We start from the raw sequence: 18,749 nt of genomic DNA, 5'->3' as shown, positions 1-18,749 counted from the left end.
GTACTACAATCGTATATCCAACAACCATCTAAAATCGTGGGCCTCTATGCAGTACAAGGCTGGTCATACCGGTAACATGGATAGTCATAATCATATAGATAAATATGATCTGGTTATTGTCGGAGGCGGCATTAACGGGATGGGAATTGCCCGGGATGCTGCCGGACGTAGCCTGAAGGTTTTGTTATGTGAACAGAATGACCTGGCATCAGCGACATCCTCAGCCAGCAGTAAACTTATCCATGGAGGATTGCGTTACCTTGAACACTATGAATTCCGTCTGGTCAGAGAAGCACTGAAAGAACGGGAAGTTCTGCTTTCCATTGCACCTCACCTGGTGCGCCCGATGCGTTTTCGCCTCCCCCATGCTCCTCATCTTCGGCCCGCCTGGATGATCCGTGCAGGCTTATTTCTCTATGACACGCTGGCAAAAAGAGTGACATTGCCCGGCAGCCGGGGGGTACATTTGAATGGCCAATCGCCCTTACAACCCTCATTTACGAAAGCTTTTGAGTATTCTGACTGCTGGGTTGATGATGCCAGGTTGGTTATCGCCAATGCCCTTTGTGCTAAAAATCATGGTGCTGTCATTCTTCCACAGACAACCTGCAAATCTGCAGTAAGAAATGAAGAAGGATGGTCTGTCACTCTGGCTGATGCTGAACAGGAATTCCAAATTACCTGCAAGGCCCTGGTAAACGCAGCAGGCCCCTGGGTTTCGGATTTTGTAGAAAGCAAACTCAATGAGAAACCTGAGTACGGCATCCGGATGATCAAGGGCAGTCACATAGTAGTACCGGCTCTCCACTCTGGAGAAGAAGCCTATATCCTGCAGAACAAAGACAAACGGATTGTCTTTGTCATTCCGTGGCAGGGGCAGTGGTCAATGGTCGGCACGACAGATGTTGAATACATCGGCGACCCTTCAGAGGTTGCACCAAGTGATGATGAGGTCGCTTACCTGGTTGACGTCGTTAACAGTCACTTCAACAAAACAATTGCTACCAAAGATATTGTTTACTCTTTTTCTGGTGTCAGACCACTTTGCAATGATGAGTCCAATGATCCTTCCGCCATCACTCGGGACTACACCCTGACAGTCTCGGATGAAAGTGAGCGCTTCCCTCTGCTTAATATTTTTGGAGGAAAGCTGACAACCTACCGCAGACTGGCAGAATCTGCACTGGCCAAACTGAAACCCTGGTTTCCAGATATGTCACCCTCCTGGACTGGACTTTCCCCACTTCCTGGCGGCGAAATATCAAGTCAGAAAGAGTTTGCCAGCAAACTTGTCAGTGATAAGCCCTGGCTCCCCATTGAGGTAGCTGAAAGGTATGCATCAAGCTACGGTGATCTCTGTTACTCATTTTTAAACGGGCGTGAAAAGCTGGATGACCTGGGCCAGAGTTTCGGTAATGGACTTTATGCTGCAGAAGTTGACTATCTAATCACACAGGAATGGGCCTCAACTCCGGAGGATATTCTCTGGCGCAGAACCAAAACAGGAATCGGTTCAACCCAAAGTACCTCCAAAGAGCTGGCCGAGTACATCAAGACCCTAAAGCATTAACATCAAAAAAATACCGGACTAATGCCCGGTATTTTTTTGCCTACAAAGAGAACTATCGTCCCCGCTGCCTTCTCGGCCAAACCAGGCTGAAACGTGCACCACCCAGGGCTTTGCTCTCTCCAGCCATAGCCTTGCCGTTATGCCAGTGCATAATCCGACGCACAATGGAGAGACCAAGACCATACCCCCCCGAGGCACGGGTACGGCTGTCATCCAGACGGGCAAAAGCAGTAAATACCCGCTCACGCTGTTCCTCGGGAATACCAGGGCCATCGTCTTCTACATCAACACGACAGGTGTCATGTCCGACGCTGAAACGTATCTGGACTTTGCTATTGGCATAACGGCAGGCATTGCTGACCAGGTTCTGAATAGCGCGATGTATATATCGCTCTTCAACATCGCTGCGCCGCCGGGTTTCCAGCATTCGACATGGGACATGCTCAACCAACACCCGACTGCCATCCTTACGCTGGGTATTTTTATTACGACGAAATTCTTCAGCTACCCGTTCAACGATGGCATCAATATCCTTACGCTCAAACCGGATATCAGGCACTCCTTCTTCCAGACGGGCATAGGTCAGAATTTCATCAATCAGATGATCAAGCTCTTCGATATCACCATCTATCCCACGGAGGTAGCTCTGTCTTTCTTCTTTGCTTTCGGCATCATCGACCATTTCCAGGCCGAAGCGAATTCTTGCCACCGGCGTTCGCAGTTCGTGGGAAACACCGCGAATCATCTCTTTCTGAATACTGAGCAGGCGTTGTATATGGCTGGCCATGTTGTTAAATGCGGCAGCCAGCTGCCCCACCGAATCGCCACCATGAACCTTAACGCGGGCATCAAGATCGCCCCGGGCCAGACGTAAAGCTGCCCGTTCAAGCTTGCTCATCCGCCGTTCCAGTCCACGTACCAGTACGTAGATGGCAATACTGAGGGATGCCAGGGCAAACAACCCAAGGGTCACCAACAACTTAAACGGATAGGCGTTCAGGATAGAGGCAGGCCCAAGTACCAGATATTGTCGGCTGTCCGGCATGCGGCTGTAAACCATCAGGCTACGCCCCATGCTGCGAAACAGAGCAAGAGACGCTCCACGGTCAAGCATGGTCAGCTGGCGTTGAGAAAGCTGTTCTGGAACTTCAGAAACAAGTGAGACAGGATAACCGAATAATTCTGGTGCCCGATCCTGTAAAACAATATGATGCCGTGCCGGAGGAATACCGGCCAGCCAGTCACGAACCAGAGTTGCAGTTCCAGTGGCAAGCTGATCATTGAGATCGTGAATCACACCGCGCAGAAGGGTGTGATCATTAATACGGGAATAAACTTCAAAATTATCGCCATCACCGGCCCGAATCAGGACACGTCCTTCGGCCAGTTCTGAGCTGGTTTGACGCCCAAGATCTTCATCCTGTTCAGGAATCACGGACAGGGTAATACCCAGAAGGTTTTCCCAACCTTCCAGCCTTTCCGGCCAGCTGGTCTCACTGGAAGCTTCCAGTTGCTGGCTCATAACACGGAAAGTGCCCCGGGCTGCGGCTTCCCGAAAGTCCTGCAGCCGGACACCATTAATTATGGTTAGGGCAAGGCCGGATAAAACCGCCACCAGCACCAGGGTAAACAGCAGACCACCATAGATCCGCAGAAATATACTGCTCACACTCCTCTCCAGGAATCAGCATGCGTCTCCCTTTGCTGTTACAGCCATGAGCGGGAAATGTTTTTTCGTCCCTCCTGAGGTGACGAAAAAACATTTCCATATAGTAAACACAGCAGCAAAGGGTATCAGCAGGTTTGTTTCAAGAGCCGGTTACACCGGACGGACGAACAGATAACCTTTGGAGCGTACGGTTTTGATCATACGGGGATGCATGGGGTCGTCACCGATCTTGGGACGAATACGGGAGACACGCACGTCAATAGAGCGGTCCTGCCCGTCATATTCAATGCCACGCAATTTCTCGAAGATCTCTTCCCGGCTCAGAACCCGACCTGCATTAGAGCTTAACAGCCACAACAAATCGAACTCAGCACTGGTCAGTTCGATGTTTTCTCCGTTCAGCCAGGCTTCTCGCATGGCGGAGTCCACAACCAGACCTCCAAATTCGAGACGGCCCTTGTCGATACCCTCTTCTTTTGGAGCCGACGTACTGCGACGCATCAGGGCACGAATACGAGCCAGCAGTACGCGGGGACGTACCGGCTTGGCGACATAGTCGTCGGCACCCATTTCCAGACCCAGAACTTCATCCAGATCATCAGTACGGGCGGTCAGCATCAGGATGGGACCATGATAATCCAAGCGCACACGGCGGCAGATGGATACACCATCTTCGCCAGGCAGCATCAGATCAAGAACAACAAGATCGGGATTTTCTTCAAGGATGCGGTCAACAGCTTTGGCTCCATCGCCTTCGATGCTGACGGTCAAACCGTTGTTTTCAAGATATTCCCGCGTGAGGCTGGCCAGGCGCTCATCGTCTTCGACGATCAGAATGTGGCCGGAGTCAGTGTTTTCCACAGATATCGCTTCAGTCTGCATAATTCGTAACTGGATTCTACCGTTGCCAAGGATAACCGCACAGACCCTAACCATTCAGTTGCAGTCTGTAACCGGCAGCTCTTTGACCTCGGTCAGCAGAAATAATTCGTATTTTTGCTTCAAAATTTAAATTCTTCTGCCATAAATCATGATCAAGTCGGCGAAGATCGCATCAAATCAGTGAAAAAATCTCCCGACAATCAGCAGTTTACCCTGGAGAGTCTTTACAGAACCAGACATCTTCACAGGCATTTCTTTGCTTATGACTCTTTTCGGCGCAGTCAAACTAACACAACATATAGTATCTGGACACTTTCTCCGAACCGATAAAGCAAACAATAAACTAAGCCGGTTTTAATTAAAAAAAACTATATCTCTTCTAACAATTGCATGCTGGTTTTCATAACCGGGGAGCAGGTGCCGCAGCACGGGTAAATAACATGAAAGTGGACACTTACATGAATAACACCTTCGGCTTTTGTCAATATTGAGGGTAAAAAAAAGGCACCTTGCATTGACCTCCATACCGCATTATCTTGTATACAGAGATAACAAAAACACAACATTTAGTGTCTGGCAGCACAAACAACCACTATCGAGCCCAAGAGGATCGGTAACAACAGGCCGGATGGAAATCAGGGACAGACAACCCGTCTGACATGCGCTGTATCCACACGGTAGATTCTCAAAAAGATACATCGAAGGCATTTCCTGGGTCATTTTTCCGACGCAGGAGAAGGGTTTTGTGTGTCTGTAATACTGTCAGTACGTTGTGATGACACCTTTGACACAGTTGCCGGCATGTTTTGGCATACATAAGAGTTGCGTTGAATTTATCTCCACAATCTCTAATCGGCACCACTACATCTTGTGCCATGGAATAAAGAGCACCACCCACAAGTCAAGTGTCACCGAACATCAACTTTGGGTGTCACAGTAATAGCCCTGACCGGGGCATGTAGCATCGGGGCGAGAAGTATGCTGCAGGGTCAGGACAAACTCACAGACAGGTAACCGCAGAGTATGAACGAAAACATTCGGGTCACCAAACGGAACGGGCAGCAGGAAGCAATCGACCTAGAGAAAATCCATAAAGTCATTACCTGGGCTGCGGATGGTCTCGACAATGTTTCCGTCTCACAGGTTGAGCTGCGCGCGCACATCCAGTTCTACAATGGCATTCCCACCACCGAAATTCATGAGACGCTGATCAAATCAGCCGCAGATCTGATCTCCCGGGAAGCGCCTGACTATCAGTATCTGGCTGCCCGCCTGGCGATTTTCCACCTGCGCAAAAAAGCCTATGGCCAGTTTGAGCCTCCGGCTCTTTACGAACATGCCGGCCAGCTGGTTGAGATGAAAAAGTACGATGCTGCTCTTCTCAAGGACTACACCGAAGAAGAATTCCGGGCCATGAATGATATGGTCGACCATAACCGGGATATGAATTTCAGTTATGCGGCGGTGAAACAGCTGGAAGGCAAATATCTGGTTCAGAACCGGGTGACCGGTGATTACTTTGAGAGCCCCCAGTATCTTTACATCCTGATCGGTGCCAGCCTGTTCGCCAATTACTCGAAAAAGACCCGGCTCGATTACATTCAGAGATTCTACGACGCTGTGTCAACATTCAGGATCTCTTTGCCTACACCCATTATGTCAGGTGTGCGCACCCCTACCCGTCAGTTCAGCTCCTGCGTTCTGATCGAGTGTGATGATTCACTGGATTCCATTAACGCGACCTCCAGTGCGATTGTGAAATATGTCAGCCAGCGTGCCGGCATCGGTATCAATGCTGGTCGAATTCGCGCACTGGGCAGCCCGATTCGTGGTGGAGAAGCCTTCCACACCGGCTGTATTCCTTTCTATAAGCATTTTCAGACCGCAGTGAAATCCTGCTCGCAGGGTGGCGTGCGTGGTGGTGCGGCTACTCTGTTCTACCCCATCTGGCACTACGAAGTTGAAAACCTGCTGGTGCTGAAAAATAACCGCGGTGTGGAAGAGAACCGCGTTCGCCATATCGACTACGGCGTTCAGTTCAACAAACTGATGTACCAGCGCCTGATTAAAGGTGGCAATATCACGCTGTTCTCACCCAGTGATGTTCCCGGGCTTTATGACGCGTTCTTTGAGGACCAGGACAGGTTCGAAGAGCTGTACAAGAAATACGAACAGGATGACAGCATTCGCAAGAAAACCCTGAAAGCGGTTGAACTGTTCACCCTGTTTGCCCAGGAACGTGCCAGCACCGGTCGTATCTATCTGCAGAATGTCGATCACTGTAATACCCACAGCCCCTTTGACTCAAAAGTTGCTCCCATCCGTCAAAGCAACCTTTGTCTGGAAATATCACTGCCAACAAAACCACTTGGCGACATCCATGACGAGAGTGCCGAAATTGCCCTCTGCACCCTGGCAGCCTTTAACCTCGGCGCCATAGACAGCCTCGATGAACTGGAAGAACTCTCAGATCTGATTGTTCGGGCTCTGGACAGTCTGCTGGATTACCAGGATTACCCGGTCACAGCTGCGCGCAACAGCACCATGGGCCGCCGCCCCTTGGGTGTGGGCGTAATTAACTATGCCTACTATCTGGCCAAGAATGGTGCCCGATATTCGGATGGCTCCGGTAATGCCCTGACCCATAAAACCTTTGAAGCCATTCAATACTATCTTCTGAAAGCTTCCAATAAACTGGCCAAAGAACAGGATGCTTGCCCGAAGTTTGATGAAACCCTTTACAGCCAGGGCATTCTTCCCATCGATACCTACAAGAAAGAAGTGGATGAAATCTGCAACACACCACTTCGGCTGGACTGGGAAGCTTTACGGGAGGACATCAAAACCCATGGACTGCGCAACTCGACGCTCACGGCACTGATGCCATCTGAAACCTCTTCGCAGATATCCAATGCCACCAATGGTATTGAGCCTCCAAGAGGCTTTATCAGCGTCAAGGCCAGTAAGGACGGCATTCTGAAGCAGGTTGTTCCCGAATATGAAAACCTGCGTTTCCACTATGAGCTACTGTGGGACATCCCCGATAACAACGGCTATCTCCAGCTGGTTGCCATCATGCAGAAGTTTATTGACCAGACCGCTTCTGCCAACACCAACTATGACCCGGCGCGCTTTGAAGGCGGCAAGGTTCCGGTGAAATCCATCCTCAAGGATATGCTGACAGCTTACAAGCTGGGTGTGAAAACACTTTACTATCACAACACCCGTGACGGTGCGAGTGATGCCCAGCATATCGAGGAGGAAGATGACGGCTGTGCAGGCGGCGCCTGCAAAATCTAGAACAATAAAACTGAGGCAGGATCTTATGATCCTGCCTGACATAAACAGACAGTACGAACTCACTTTTCAGTGACGGACAGCAATGGCCTATACAACCTTTAACCAGAACAGTTTTGATGCGACCAAAGAGCCGATGTTCTTTGGTCAGAATGTCAACGTCGCCCGCTACGATGTACAGAAATACGGAATATTCGAGCAGCTCATTGAAAAACAGCTGTCGTTTTTCTGGCGCCCGGAAGAAGTTGATCTTTCCAACGATCGCAGTGATTTTGAGGCATTACCGGAGCATGAGAAGCATATCTTTCTCAGCAACCTGAAATACCAGACACTGCTCGATTCCGTACAGGGGCGCTCACCCAATATTGCTTTCCTGCCCCTGGTCTCCATCCCAGAGCTTGAAACCTGGATCGAAACCTGGTCGTTTAGTGAGACCATTCACTCCCGCTCCTATACCCACATTATGCGTAACGTGGTGACAGAACCTGCCGAGGTTTTCGACGATATCGTCACCAACGATGCCATTGTCAGTCGGGCCACAGCAATCACCCGCCATTACGACAGCCTGATCGAAGGTATTCAGCTGCTGAACACACTGGGTGAAGGGACACATACCGTTAATGGCAAGACTATCGAAGTCTCCCAGCGGGAGCTGAAGAAAAAACTCTACCTCACCATGGTCTCAGTAAACGTTCTGGAAGCCATCCGATTCTACGTCAGCTTTGCCTGCAGCTTTGCCTTTGCTGAACGTGCCACCATGGAGGGCAATGCCAAGATCATCAAGCTGATTGCCCGGGATGAGGCTCTGCACCTGACCGGCACGCAACATATTCTGCAGCTGATGGCCAGTGGCCGGGATGACCCGGAGATGGCTGACATTGCCAGGGAGCTGAAAGAAGAAGCACGGGATATTTTCCTGGAAGCGGCCGAGCAGGAAAAAGAGTGGGCCAATTATCTATTCCAGAACGGCTCCATGATCGGTCTGAACAAAGACATTCTCAGCGAATATGTTGAGTACATTACCAACCAGAGAATGGCCGCCGTCGGCTTTGAATCTCCCTTCAAAGTGAAACAGAACCCTCTGCCCTGGATGAACAGCTGGCTCAATAGTGACCACGTTCAGGTGGCACCACAGGAAGTTGAAGTCAGTTCTTACCTTGTGGGACAGGTAGACAGCGATGTCGACAGTGACGATTTCAACGACTTCTCTCTGTAAGAGAACCCGAGACCCGTTATGGCGCAGCATATAGTTAAGATTCAGGATGGATACAGCTTTCTGCCCCGCTCAGGCGAAACACTGCTGGAGTCGCTGGAAGGTCAGGATATAGCCATGGAATATCAGTGCCGTCAGGGCTACTGCGGCAGCTGCCAGGTAAAACTGGTTAACGGTGAAATCGGTTACGATGAACCGCCCCTGGCCTTTGTAAAAGAAGGGCACATCCTGCCCTGCTGCTGCCAGGCAAAATCAGATATAACCGTTGAGCTGCCACACCCTCTGGAATTGATGCAGAGAAAGGTTTCGGCTTAAGCTCTGCTGACATAACAACGGTAATGCTTGACCAAGGGAATGAAGTGCGTATAATGCCGCGAAATTTTGCATAGCCGCCCAAGTTCAACATCTGGAAATAGCGATATGAAACGGACAATTTGCCAGTTTCCCTCCCAGCGATGCCAGCCAGATGTTATCTATTTTGGAAAAAAAGCCCCTTTTTTAAAGGGGCTTTTTTTTGATCTCACCAAACTGCCATCAACTACTCTGTCACCTACTGTTATTGATTGCAGCCTTTGGAACCTACCTACATATAACGCCCACAAAGGACAGGTACGCTCAATATGACTAATCCGCTTTATAAAAAGCATATAGTGTCCATTACCGACCTTACCCGGGAAGAGCTGGAGCTGATTGTCTCCACCGCTGAGAAATTAAAAAAGTCTCCACGTTCAGATCTTCTGCAGGGTAAAGTTATTGCCAGCTGCTTTTTTGAAGCTTCAACACGAACGCGTCTCTCGTTTGAAACAGCAGTTCAAAGACTCGGCGGCACATTTATCGGTTTTGCTGATGGTGGTAACACTTCCCTGGCCAAGAAAGGCGAAACCCTGGCAGACTCGGTCCAGGTTATCGCTTCCTACACTGATGCTTTTGTTATGCGTCACCCTCAGGAAGGCGCGGCGCGTCTTGCTGCTGAATTTTCTACGGTGCCTGTTATTAACGGTGGAGACGGCTCCAATCAGCACCCAACCCAGACACTGCTGGATCTTTTCAGCATCTACGAATCCCAGGGTACTCTGGACGGCCTGAAAGTCGCCTTCTGCGGTGACCTGAAATATGGACGTACTGTCCACTCCCTGGCCCAGGCACTATGCCAGTTTGGTGCAGAGTTTACTTTCCTGGCTCCAGATGCCCTCACCATGCCGGACTTCCTTTTGCATGACTTTGAAGAAGCTGGCATCAAATTCAGACATGCCGACAGCTTTGAAGAGATTGTCCATGAAGCAGACATTCTCTACATGACCCGTGTTCAGAAAGAGCGCTTTGATGAAACCGAGTACAAGCACATAGCTTCACGCTTCATCCTGACCAGCGAACACCTTCTGGAAGCCAAGCCCAATCTGCGTATTCTGCACCCGCTGCCACGGGTTGATGAAATCACCGTCGACGTGGACAGAACGCCTTACGCCTATTACTTCCAGCAGGCAGAGAATGGCGTTTATGCCCGCGAAGCATTGCTGGCACTGGTACTGAACGAGAGCATTTAAGGAGGCAGATCATGGTAGAAAAGAAAAAACTGCAGGTTGAGGCCATTAGTACCGGTACGGTTATCGACCACATCCCGGCAGGACAGGGCATCAAAATCCTTCGCCAGCTACAGCTTCTGGGAACGGATCTTCGCATTACTGTGGGCTTCAATCTTCCCAGCAAGGAACTGGGTATGAAAGACATCATCAAGGTGGAGAACCGCCTGTTTGATGAAGCTGAAGCCAGCGAGCTGGGCCTGTTTGCCCCCAAAGCCACTATTAATGTGATTGAAGACTACTCCGTTCGGGGTAAATTCAAGATGAGTGTCCCTGAGCAGCTTGAGAGTGTGTTTGAGTGCCCCAACTCCAACTGCATCACCCACAATGAACCCGTCCAAAGCTTCTTCACCCTGAAGCAGAGGGAAAATGATATCCAGATGAAGTGTAAATATTGCGAGAAGAGCTTCAGCAAGGATATTGTTGCGGGGCTGTAAGCCGTATCCTCATCTCGGCGGCAGAACTCATCCTTCTGCCGCCATCTGCCCCTCTTCCCTGAAAAGCTAATTCTTGTCAGTCTCACTGACACCTTTGTCAGCTTTATCATTAGGTTCTGTGACACCTTGGCACCAAGGGAACTTCCCATAAGAAAAAAACTCCAAAATAACAAGAGAGTCCGTATAGCAGACTGATCAGTCCACGGGTGAATATAGAGAGGAGAGCACTATGAGCGGTATTAATATTCCTCCAGCCATGCCTCCTGCAGGCTTTAACCTGAACACGTCCATGGCAAACTTTGAAGAGGAAAAAACCTTCTTTGCCAGCATGTGGGTTTGCAAATATGTGGTTATCAACCCCAACACTCCCCGGAAACTGAAGCGTAAGAAGAGCCGGAAAGAACTGGAGCGGGAAGCATCCAGTCTTGGAAAAGTGATTCGCCGCTACCGGATTCAGGGAGCAAACATGAAGAAATCTGCTGGAGGAACCACTCAATACGATGGTGAACAGGACTAACTCCCTGCTTGTGTTTTGAGGCCTTCCCCTGAAGGCCTCAAGCATGCTGAAAAGAATCACTCACACGCAAAGTGTCGACAACTTTCCCCTGACATCCGATAATGCACTGAATATCTCATCTTCCCTGCCCCAATTAGCTCGCAGGGGTGATGCCAGTACAGCCTGTCAAAACTGGCACCTCTGCCAGAAACCTATCACCGGCTGAGTTACCTACAAACAAGGGAAAAACCAGATTTGAGTGGTTTTCTAAATATTTTTGGTCGCAACAGCAAGCACCGAAATCGATCAAAAGGACGCGACAAGAACGCGCAGGTCGGTAATACCGCAACCAACAGACACCCGGCCAATAGAAAGGGAAGAAATGCTGACAACCGCAAAGGAAGTCAGCCCAAACGCCCTAATCGCCATCCTCACCGACGCCAACACCATCAAAGCAAACAGGAACATGCTACCGAGGTAGCGTGGGATATCAGCCAGTTTCAGGTTCCGGAAGAGGCAGACAAGAAACGCTTCCACGACTTTGACCTGCCTGAAGCCCTGATGCACGGTATCGCCGAGCAGGGTTTTAAGTACTGCACGCCAATTCAGGCCGAGGTTCTTGGCGCAACCCTGCAGGGTCGTGATGCCATTGGCAAAGCCCAGACCGGAACCGGCAAAACAGCAGCCTTCCTGATTGCTACCATTAAGCAGCTCATGGATGTACCGCCACCGGATGAACGTTTTCTGGGTGAACCCCGGGCCGTTATTATTGCTCCGACCCGCGAACTGGCCATGCAGATTCACAAGGATGCTCAGGCTCTTACCAAGCATACCGGCCTGCACACAGTTATGGTCGTTGGCGGTATGGATTATGAGAAACAGCGTCAGCAATTGCAGGCTGACTATGTCGATATCCTAGTAGCCACCCCTGGTCGTCTGCTGGATTACTGCGAGCGTCGTGACCTTTATCTTGACCTGACTGAAACACTGGTCATTGATGAAGCAGACCGTATGCTGGATATGGGCTTTATCCCCCAGGTCCGCCGTATTGTGCGTTCTACCCCCCGCCCAGGTGACCGCCAGACACTGCTGTTTTCTGCCACATTCAGTGAGGACGTTATCCGGCTGGGAGAGCAGTGGACATGGCACCCTCTGAAGGTTGAAATCGAACCGGAAAGTGTTGCCACAGAAACCGTTGACCAGAAAGTCTGGATTGTCAGCACCGGTGAAAAATACAAGGTTCTGTTCAATATGATTACCCGCCAGGACCTGGAGCGGGTGATCGTGTTTACCAACCGTCGAGACCAGACCCGCCGCCTGACCGAGAAGCTGCGCAAGGACAATATCCGCGCTGATATGCTGTCCGGTGATGTTCCTCAGAAGAAACGGGTCAAGACGCTGGAAGATTTCCGCCAGGGACGCATCCGGGTTCTAGTTGCAACGGATGTTGCAGGCCGGGGTATTCATGTTGATGGCATTTCACACGTTGTGAATTACAACCTTCCTGAAGATGCGGAAGATTATGTTCACCGCATCGGCCGTACAGGCCGTGCAGGCACAACCGGCATATCGGTCAGCTTTGCCTGTGAAGATGACTCATTCCTGATTCCGACTCTGGAAGAACTTCTTGGAGAGCGGTTGTCCTGCACAGCACCACCATCCGAGTTACTTTAACCGTAGTAATAAGAAGCCCTGATTTTTCAGGGCTTCTTTCGATCACTATTCAGGAAGTGAGACCGGATTTCTTTTATCCAAAAGCAGATTTTCCTCCCACTCAGGTTCCTGCAAGGTATGCGCCTTATCGGGAACCAGACGGTAAAGGCGGCACGGGCTGTCACCCGAGTAATCCTCTGCCTTTCCCGATACACCAAGTCCGGCACGCTCAAAGTACAGATGAGCAGCTTCTTCCAATACTGCGCCAGTGCAGATGCTGACAGTTCCCGATATATAAAGTGCTGATGTTTCCTGGGAGACACCTGGTGTTTGATAAATCACAACACAGGCTTTTGGGTTTTCAGAAAGAAGTTTTGAGTGATGACTGGACCGGGATGAAATCCAGTGAAGGTTCCAGTCCTTGTCATAGGCAAAAAAGATCGGCGTTACCCAAGGTACGGCTTCAGGAGAAGCCGTTGCCAGAACGGCATAGTAATGGTTTTCCAGAAGCTCTTCAGGGGTCATCTTAGACATCGTTGTTGTTCAACCTGTGCAACTGATGAAACTCGCCCGAAAAGCCTAGCGGGTTATTGTCAAAACAAAAGGAGAACGATCCCTAACCTCCTGCATCCTTGTCTTTAATATCATCGCTGAACAGCCACTTCAGCCAGATACGTAAACTGCCACAGTCATCATTAATCATCTTCCCCATATTTCCCGATTGATAATCAATAATTGACCGGCACTCTGGACAGGTCGGGTACTCTCCATCTTCATCTTCAGTTCCGACACGAAATGGAGATATGGCCAGAGTTTGACGATGAAAGCGGTTACACGTTGAACATGGAAAACACTTTTTCGTGGCAAGCCAGTCTAAAGTGCATTCGGTGCAACCATAATGGCCTTCATTGCAATATTCCCACATGGTTTCAGTTTCATACATATTCATGCATGGTGGACAAAACGAGTACTGACAGGCACCTGAGCATAAAGTGCAGTCACTGCTACCCCCAGGGTGATTTGTCCCCTCAGGAGCCTGTTTTGATTGGGGCAAGGGTTGATGTTTGTACTCAACCCCATTACCCCACCAGTGGTGATGAAGGGATGTGACCAGCCTGTTGACAGTGATCTGCCCAATCGTGCTGAACATTCCCAGAAACATACGGGTCACAAGTTCAGGCACTCGTATTTGGAAGTTGCTGCTGGTACGCCAGATCTGAGGTTCTTTACCAAGCATCATCCAGCTGGCACGCTCACCGAAACTGGAAAAGCGTGAGTAAAGCGTCATCACGGGCCAGGGATAAAAAAGTGAACTGCTGCTCCAGATCAGATAGTTCTCCCAGCACAGCGGATTATCATTGAAATCACATCCACTCAGGGGTAAAACCCTCCCCTGCGGATACTCCCTGTTTTGCCAAATCTGGGGCGGAATAAGCAACTCAAACGGTTCATAGTGCAGATTGCTGTCAATGGCAGTTAACTTTCCCTGTGCACAGTAGGCGGGCTGGTTGGATGAAATCGATGTGTTCACCCTCCTGCACGCCAGCATCTGGCTTATAAGCTCAAGTACATCCTGAGATAGCAGGCTGGCATAAAGCTTAATTTCCTTGCGGTCGATTCCCTTGCGCACCATATCCAGAAACCAGGGAACAGGCTGATATTCTGCATCCAGAGATGTACTTATTGTCTGCTCGCGCCAATGGTTGTGAACATCCTGATACTTCAGGCGCAGTCCCCCGTCAGTATTTCCAGAAAGCTGCACACGATGAATATCCTCGGCTTCCATTTCAGAAATTAATTTATCCCACGGATTCAAATGACCAAATGAACCGGGAAAGCTGGGTAAATCAGCCATGGGAGGCACGCGATCAATTTCTATGGCTACAGGCTCATTCAGGGATTCAGGAAAAATGGCCCGAACGAAAATCCTGAATGACAGGTCAATATCATTAACCGGTATGGGCACAGCTCCCTGATACTTCAGTTCTTTCTTCTGGACAGAGGAGAAAAATATATCTTCAGCACCCGATGTCTGAGTGTCAGGCTGCGGCTGGAACCTCTCTCTGGCTTTCTGACTCCAGATCTGACGGTAATCCTTTATCAATTGAGCAAGAGGGCGTGAGATATCAGCTACAGAATGCAACAAAGTCAGTAGTAGCCATCCCTGGGATATACCACCGAGCAGAACACGCGCGCTTTCCGGGACAACACGCCGGAGCGATTCACCAAATATTTCGTGGAACAGCAGGTATCCTTCCTTCCAGCCAGCACCAACAAAAAGTCCAATCATTCTGGAAGCAAGTTCTTCGGGAACTTGAACACCCTCGAAATACACAACCCGGTTTCCTGAAACCACATAGGTTCCACTGGGATTCCAGGCATACCACTGCCCCACAAACTCGCGCTGCTCCAAGGCAGGAATTTCGACATGGGCCCTTGATATACCGCCCAGAAAAAACAGTATTAAGGCCAGAAAAAGACCAGACACAGATATCCGGCAGCTATCCAACAACAACTCCTAAAACCAATGGCACAGCCACCAGACAGTCCATTATATAAAGAAACTATGTACTAGGCTGAAACAGTCCAGAAACTATAGCTTGTATTCTCGAATTGGCACTTTTGTTGTGTTTTCTGCTCCTAGCCGTATAAGCGCACTTCTGTCTCTTTTTCTATTAACCCAACTCTGCATAAGTCCGACGGCCTTTTCAGTACTCTCTTCTGACCCCCAGTTTGATGAAAAACTCACCGAAAGCCTTCCTCCGGATCTGGCCCACCATATACAGGACAACGAACAGAGCCATCGGCGAATCACTCTGTTTCCGGGGGATGAGAACTGGATCACCACCAGCTCAGATGACTCCCCTGAGGAACAATTACAGATCAAAAAAATCAGGTTATGCCTGAACAGGGCAACAGGCAGCCAGTTACATACCTACGGACTCCCCAAAACCTACTGGCTGATTTACTTGCCAACGGATGATGTCAGCTTTTCTGTCACTGGTCACAGTCATGATTTATCTCTTTTGTTCCGCATAGACTGTTCGGACACGGGAGCCACATTCACCACTCACTGGGAATCCGACTACATTGAAGAGTCTTGGTCTCATACCGCCTGGCTGGTTTCCATTGGACACACTTCGGCCAGCAAGCCTTCCTTTGCCCTGCCATTGATCATTCTGACTTCTCTACCCCGAATCTCATTACAGATGAGGCATTACCTGGTTTCAGGCCAGGTTAACTATCTCAATCAGATGGCTGCCAACTGGCATCTGGAAAAAGAAGAACTCCTTCGTGTCATCACACAGGTGCAGGACATTCATCACATCCCGGGGAGCGATAGAACCAAGCACAGCATCATTGCCGAAAAACTGGAGGTTGCCGCCAGAAATGCTCATGCCTATGCCATGGGACTGTCAGCCATGGCCAAAGCTGAACCAAAACTCAACCACCCGGTCGATTTTTATCTGGATAACAGACCCGTACAGGCCAAGTGCTACAGCACCCCGGCAGCAACAGTCAAAGCCATTTCGGATCACTGGGAGAAATACAAAAAGGATGCACGCTTCTATAACGGTCTTTATATGGTCCCCAGAGACCGCCATGACCAATTAAGGAAAGTCATACATTCTGCTAAAGAGACCGAGACACGCTCTCGCCTCGAACAGATCCTTCGACAAAGTGGTGCCACCCGGCTTGATGATCTTATTGTACCGGGGGTTGCTGATTACATTGATCTCAAAGCATCACAGATACCAGGTACAGTCTCTGAACTTGAAGAGGAGTATATGACTCTTTATTTAGCAACATACAGGCAACTTTTCAGAGCAATGTTTTTCCGACATTTGCTCACAGGCGCCATGTCAGGTGCGACACTGGAATATATTCATTACGTTATTGAAAACGTCTTCAATCTGACCGTTAAAGACCAGCGTACTCCAACCCAGCGAATTATCGGCCATGCCGCCTATGATGCTATCGCCAGCTCCGGTACATTTCTTCTGCATGCGAAAACGGGCTTACCTGCCCCGATATGCGGTGCGATTATCAACAGCTCTCTTCGCATTATTAATAACAATTTACGAAATGCCCTCTATGAGGACGAAAATGACATTTTCATCTCCGGGACTATCAATGTTCTGGGTGAAGAGTTCTTTTCTGAAGCGGGGGCAACCGCACTCAGAAATACCCGGGGAGGTCAAATTGCCGGAGCCCTGGGTGGGCTGATGATCTGGAAGTGGTTAACTTATCTACGCGGCTAACCCAGCCTTACTTCCACTCCAATTTTCTTGCACAACCGTATTGGTGTTATCCTTGATCAGACTTCACTAATTACAGTTAGTTACAATATGAACACACCCGGATTCAATCAGGATCTGATAGCTTTTCTGCAAGATTCTCCTACCGCCTATCACGCCACAGCTGAAATGGCCCGCCGCTTTAGCGAGGCTGGATTTATCAGTCTGAATGAGCGCGACAGCTGGTCCCTGGAAGCAGGCAAGAAGTACTTTGTTATCCGTCAAGACTCTGCCATTGTTGCCTTTACCACCGGCAATGGCCGTTTTGCCGAACAGGGCATTCGCATGGTTGGTGCCCACACCGACAGCCCGGCCCTGAAAGTGAAGCCTAATCCGGAAGTCAACAGCAAAGGCTACTTCCAGTTGGGTGTTGAGGTTTATGGCGGACCACTGCTGAACCCCTGGTTTGACCGTGATCTGTCTCTGGCTGGTAAAGTCACCTGGTTGAATGCAGACGGTCAGATGCAGAACAGTCTGGTGAACTTTAAGCGTCCGATTGCGATTATCCCCAGCCTGGCTATCCACCTTGACCGGGAAGCAAATAAAAAGCGCAGCATCAACCCCCAGAAAGATATTCCGCCGGTTTTATCTCAGATAAAAAAGGGTGATGACACTCCTGATTTCCGCCAGATCCTGAGTAAGGAACTTGAGAAGAATGGAGACAAAGCTGAAACCATTCTGGATTACGAGCTGTTCTTCTATGATACCCAGCCTCCTGCCATGGTTGGCCTGAACGAAGAGTTTATCGCCAGTGCTCGCCTCGATAACCTGCTGAGCTGCTATACCGGCATGCAGGCCCTGATCGAAGCCAAAGATACTGATCAGCCCTGCCTGCTGATCTGCAATGACCATGAAGAAGTTGGCAGCGCTTCCCCGACAGGTGCCTGTGGTCCATTCCTGCGCCAGGTTCTGGAGCGTATCTTCGATACCCACGATGAATTCGTGCGGGCAATGCAGAACTCCATGATGATCTCCACCGATAATGCCCACGGCATTCATCCCAACTTTGCCGACAGGCATGACGGCAATCATGGCCCATTGCTGAATGAAGGTGCGGTTTTGAAGATCAATGCCAACCTGCGTTATGCCACTACCAGCGAAACCAGTTCTCTGTTCCGCCAGATGTGCAAACAGGAAGATGTTCCGGTTCAGGTTTTCGTGGCCCGCACCGATATGGGCTGCGGCAGCACTATCGGTCCTCTGACGGCAACAGAATTGGGTGTTCGCACTCTGGATATTGGTCTGCCGACATTCAGTATGCACTCTATTCGCGAGCTGGCTGGCAGCGAGGATGCTGCCGGTCTTGCCAAAGTACTGACTCGCTTCTTCCATCTGGAAAAGCTCCTACCGTAATTAATCACCAGAAATATATACCCGGTACCGGCATAGCTGCCGGGTATCTTCACAAGGCTGAAATATCTCCAAACCTTACACCCTGAAATCACAGGTAAACCGAGACCTGCATTGCTTTTTTGCATCCCTGTAACAGGACAAGATAACGCTACGTTCCATTCAGGTTATTGGAGCCGCGATAAGCTGGGAAAAACTCCTGCCTGCGATGAGTACAAAACCGGATCAAGGGTTTTTCCTGTCAGTGGTAATCTGGCAAGACTTTGACCGGACCCAGAAAAATGCCACAAACATCAGAACCCCA

At 49.8% G+C, this 18,749-nt stretch carries 15 protein-coding genes; 11 read left to right on the top strand and 4 right to left on the bottom strand.

Annotated elements, in window-relative coordinates; genetic code table 11:
* Window positions 1-46: 46 nt before the first annotated feature.
* Complete coding sequence (gene glpD / locus M3P05_RS09780) at window positions 47-1,570, top strand: glycerol-3-phosphate dehydrogenase (protein ID WP_249699384.1); 1,524 nt, start codon at window positions 47-49, stop codon at window positions 1,568-1,570.
* Window positions 1,571-1,622: 52 nt separating this feature from the next.
* Here glpD and M3P05_RS21110 read toward each other — a convergent pair whose 3' ends face one another.
* Complete coding sequence (locus tag M3P05_RS21110) at window positions 1,623-3,239, bottom strand: ATP-binding protein (RefSeq protein WP_249699382.1); 1,617 nt, start codon at window positions 3,237-3,239, stop codon at window positions 1,623-1,625.
* A 150-nt stretch (window positions 3,240-3,389) separates the two neighbouring features.
* Window positions 3,390-4,121 carry a winged helix-turn-helix domain-containing protein gene (locus tag M3P05_RS09770; protein ID WP_249699458.1) on the bottom strand — a complete coding sequence of 244 codons (732 nt, stop codon included), beginning with the start codon at window positions 4,119-4,121 and terminating at the stop codon, window positions 3,390-3,392.
* 1,023 nt (window positions 4,122-5,144) lie between these two features.
* Here M3P05_RS09770 and nrdA point away from each other — a divergent pair.
* The 8 genes from nrdA (at window position 5,145) to rhlB (ending at window position 12,818) form a co-directional block, all read left to right on the top strand.
* Entirely contained in the window at window positions 5,145-7,421 is a 2,277-nt protein-coding gene (gene nrdA / locus M3P05_RS09765) for a class 1a ribonucleoside-diphosphate reductase subunit alpha (RefSeq protein ID WP_249699381.1), read from the top strand.
* Window positions 7,422-7,503: 82 nt separating this feature from the next.
* Window positions 7,504-8,634 (top strand): class Ia ribonucleoside-diphosphate reductase subunit beta, encoded by a 1,131-nt coding sequence (gene nrdB, locus M3P05_RS09760; RefSeq protein WP_249699380.1) that lies wholly within the window; start codon window positions 7,504-7,506, stop codon window positions 8,632-8,634.
* Between the two features lie 18 nt (window positions 8,635-8,652).
* Window positions 8,653-8,946, top strand: coding sequence for a class I ribonucleotide reductase maintenance protein YfaE (gene yfaE, locus M3P05_RS09755; RefSeq protein ID WP_249699379.1), 294 nt, complete (start codon window positions 8,653-8,655; stop codon window positions 8,944-8,946).
* 305 nt (window positions 8,947-9,251) lie between these two features.
* Window positions 9,252-10,175, top strand: a complete 924-nt coding sequence (pyrB, locus tag M3P05_RS09750) for an aspartate carbamoyltransferase (RefSeq protein WP_249699378.1) — start codon at window positions 9,252-9,254, stop codon at window positions 10,173-10,175.
* 11 nt (window positions 10,176-10,186) lie between these two features.
* Window positions 10,187-10,648, top strand: a complete 462-nt coding sequence (gene pyrI, locus M3P05_RS09745; protein ID WP_249699377.1) for an aspartate carbamoyltransferase regulatory subunit — start codon at window positions 10,187-10,189, stop codon at window positions 10,646-10,648.
* Window positions 10,649-10,877: 229 nt separating this feature from the next.
* Complete coding sequence (locus M3P05_RS09740; protein ID WP_249699376.1) at window positions 10,878-11,165, top strand: hypothetical protein; 288 nt, start codon at window positions 10,878-10,880, stop codon at window positions 11,163-11,165.
* A 43-nt stretch (window positions 11,166-11,208) separates the two neighbouring features.
* Window positions 11,209-11,370, top strand: a complete 162-nt coding sequence (locus M3P05_RS09735; protein WP_249699375.1) for a hypothetical protein — start codon at window positions 11,209-11,211, stop codon at window positions 11,368-11,370.
* A gap of 29 nt (window positions 11,371-11,399) precedes the next feature.
* A complete protein-coding gene (rhlB, locus tag M3P05_RS09730; protein ID WP_249699374.1) occupies window positions 11,400-12,818 on the top strand; it encodes an ATP-dependent RNA helicase RhlB in 1,419 nt (472 codons plus the stop codon).
* A gap of 45 nt (window positions 12,819-12,863) precedes the next feature.
* Here rhlB and M3P05_RS09725 read toward each other — a convergent pair whose 3' ends face one another.
* Together M3P05_RS09725 and M3P05_RS09720 are read right to left on the bottom strand one after the other, a co-directional pair.
* On the bottom strand, window positions 12,864-13,331 hold the full coding sequence (locus M3P05_RS09725) for a pyridoxamine 5'-phosphate oxidase family protein (protein ID WP_249699373.1): 468 nt from the start codon (window positions 13,329-13,331) through the stop codon (window positions 12,864-12,866).
* Window positions 13,332-13,413: 82 nt separating this feature from the next.
* Entirely contained in the window at window positions 13,414-15,306 is a 1,893-nt protein-coding gene (locus M3P05_RS09720; RefSeq protein ID WP_249699371.1) for a hypothetical protein, read from the bottom strand.
* A 118-nt stretch (window positions 15,307-15,424) separates the two neighbouring features.
* Between M3P05_RS09720 and M3P05_RS09715 the strand changes: the two genes are divergently transcribed.
* Together M3P05_RS09715 and M3P05_RS09710 are read left to right on the top strand one after the other, a co-directional pair.
* Window positions 15,425-17,059: a hypothetical protein gene (locus M3P05_RS09715; protein ID WP_249699370.1), complete on the top strand. Its 1,635-nt coding sequence runs from the start codon at window positions 15,425-15,427 to the stop codon at window positions 17,057-17,059.
* Between the two features lie 87 nt (window positions 17,060-17,146).
* A complete protein-coding gene (locus M3P05_RS09710) occupies window positions 17,147-18,448 on the top strand; it encodes a M18 family aminopeptidase (protein WP_249699369.1) in 1,302 nt (433 codons plus the stop codon).
* The last annotated feature ends 301 nt before the right edge of the window (window positions 18,449-18,749 follow it).

The organism is Parendozoicomonas callyspongiae (assembly GCF_023502345.1).
Lineage (GTDB): Bacteria > Pseudomonadota > Gammaproteobacteria > Pseudomonadales > Endozoicomonadaceae > Sansalvadorimonas > Sansalvadorimonas callyspongiae.
This window is presented reverse-complemented; position numbering and strand designations above follow the sequence as displayed.

Bases quoted from the DNA above. Each gene is read 5' to 3' on its own strand.
- M3P05_RS09770 (WP_249699458.1), bottom strand. From the start codon at position 4,121: ATGCAGACTGAAGCGATATCTGTGGAAAACACTGACTCCGGCCACATT.
- pyrB (WP_249699378.1), top strand. From the start codon at position 9,252: ATGACTAATCCGCTTTATAAAAAGCATATAGTGTCCATTACCGACCTT.
- M3P05_RS09710 (WP_249699369.1), top strand. From the start codon at position 17,147: ATGAACACACCCGGATTCAATCAGGATCTGATAGCTTTTCTGCAAGAT.
- nrdB (WP_249699380.1), top strand. From the start codon at position 7,504: ATGGCCTATACAACCTTTAACCAGAACAGTTTTGATGCGACCAAAGAG.
- pyrI (WP_249699377.1), top strand. From the start codon at position 10,187: ATGGTAGAAAAGAAAAAACTGCAGGTTGAGGCCATTAGTACCGGTACG.
- M3P05_RS09735 (WP_249699375.1), top strand. From the start codon at position 11,209: ATGCTGAAAAGAATCACTCACACGCAAAGTGTCGACAACTTTCCCCTG.
- nrdA (WP_249699381.1), top strand. From the start codon at position 5,145: ATGAACGAAAACATTCGGGTCACCAAACGGAACGGGCAGCAGGAAGCA.
- M3P05_RS09725 (WP_249699373.1), bottom strand. From the start codon at position 13,331: ATGTCTAAGATGACCCCTGAAGAGCTTCTGGAAAACCATTACTATGCC.
- yfaE (WP_249699379.1), top strand. From the start codon at position 8,653: ATGGCGCAGCATATAGTTAAGATTCAGGATGGATACAGCTTTCTGCCC.
- glpD (WP_249699384.1), top strand. From the start codon at position 47: ATGCAGTACAAGGCTGGTCATACCGGTAACATGGATAGTCATAATCAT.
- M3P05_RS09740 (WP_249699376.1), top strand. From the start codon at position 10,878: ATGAGCGGTATTAATATTCCTCCAGCCATGCCTCCTGCAGGCTTTAAC.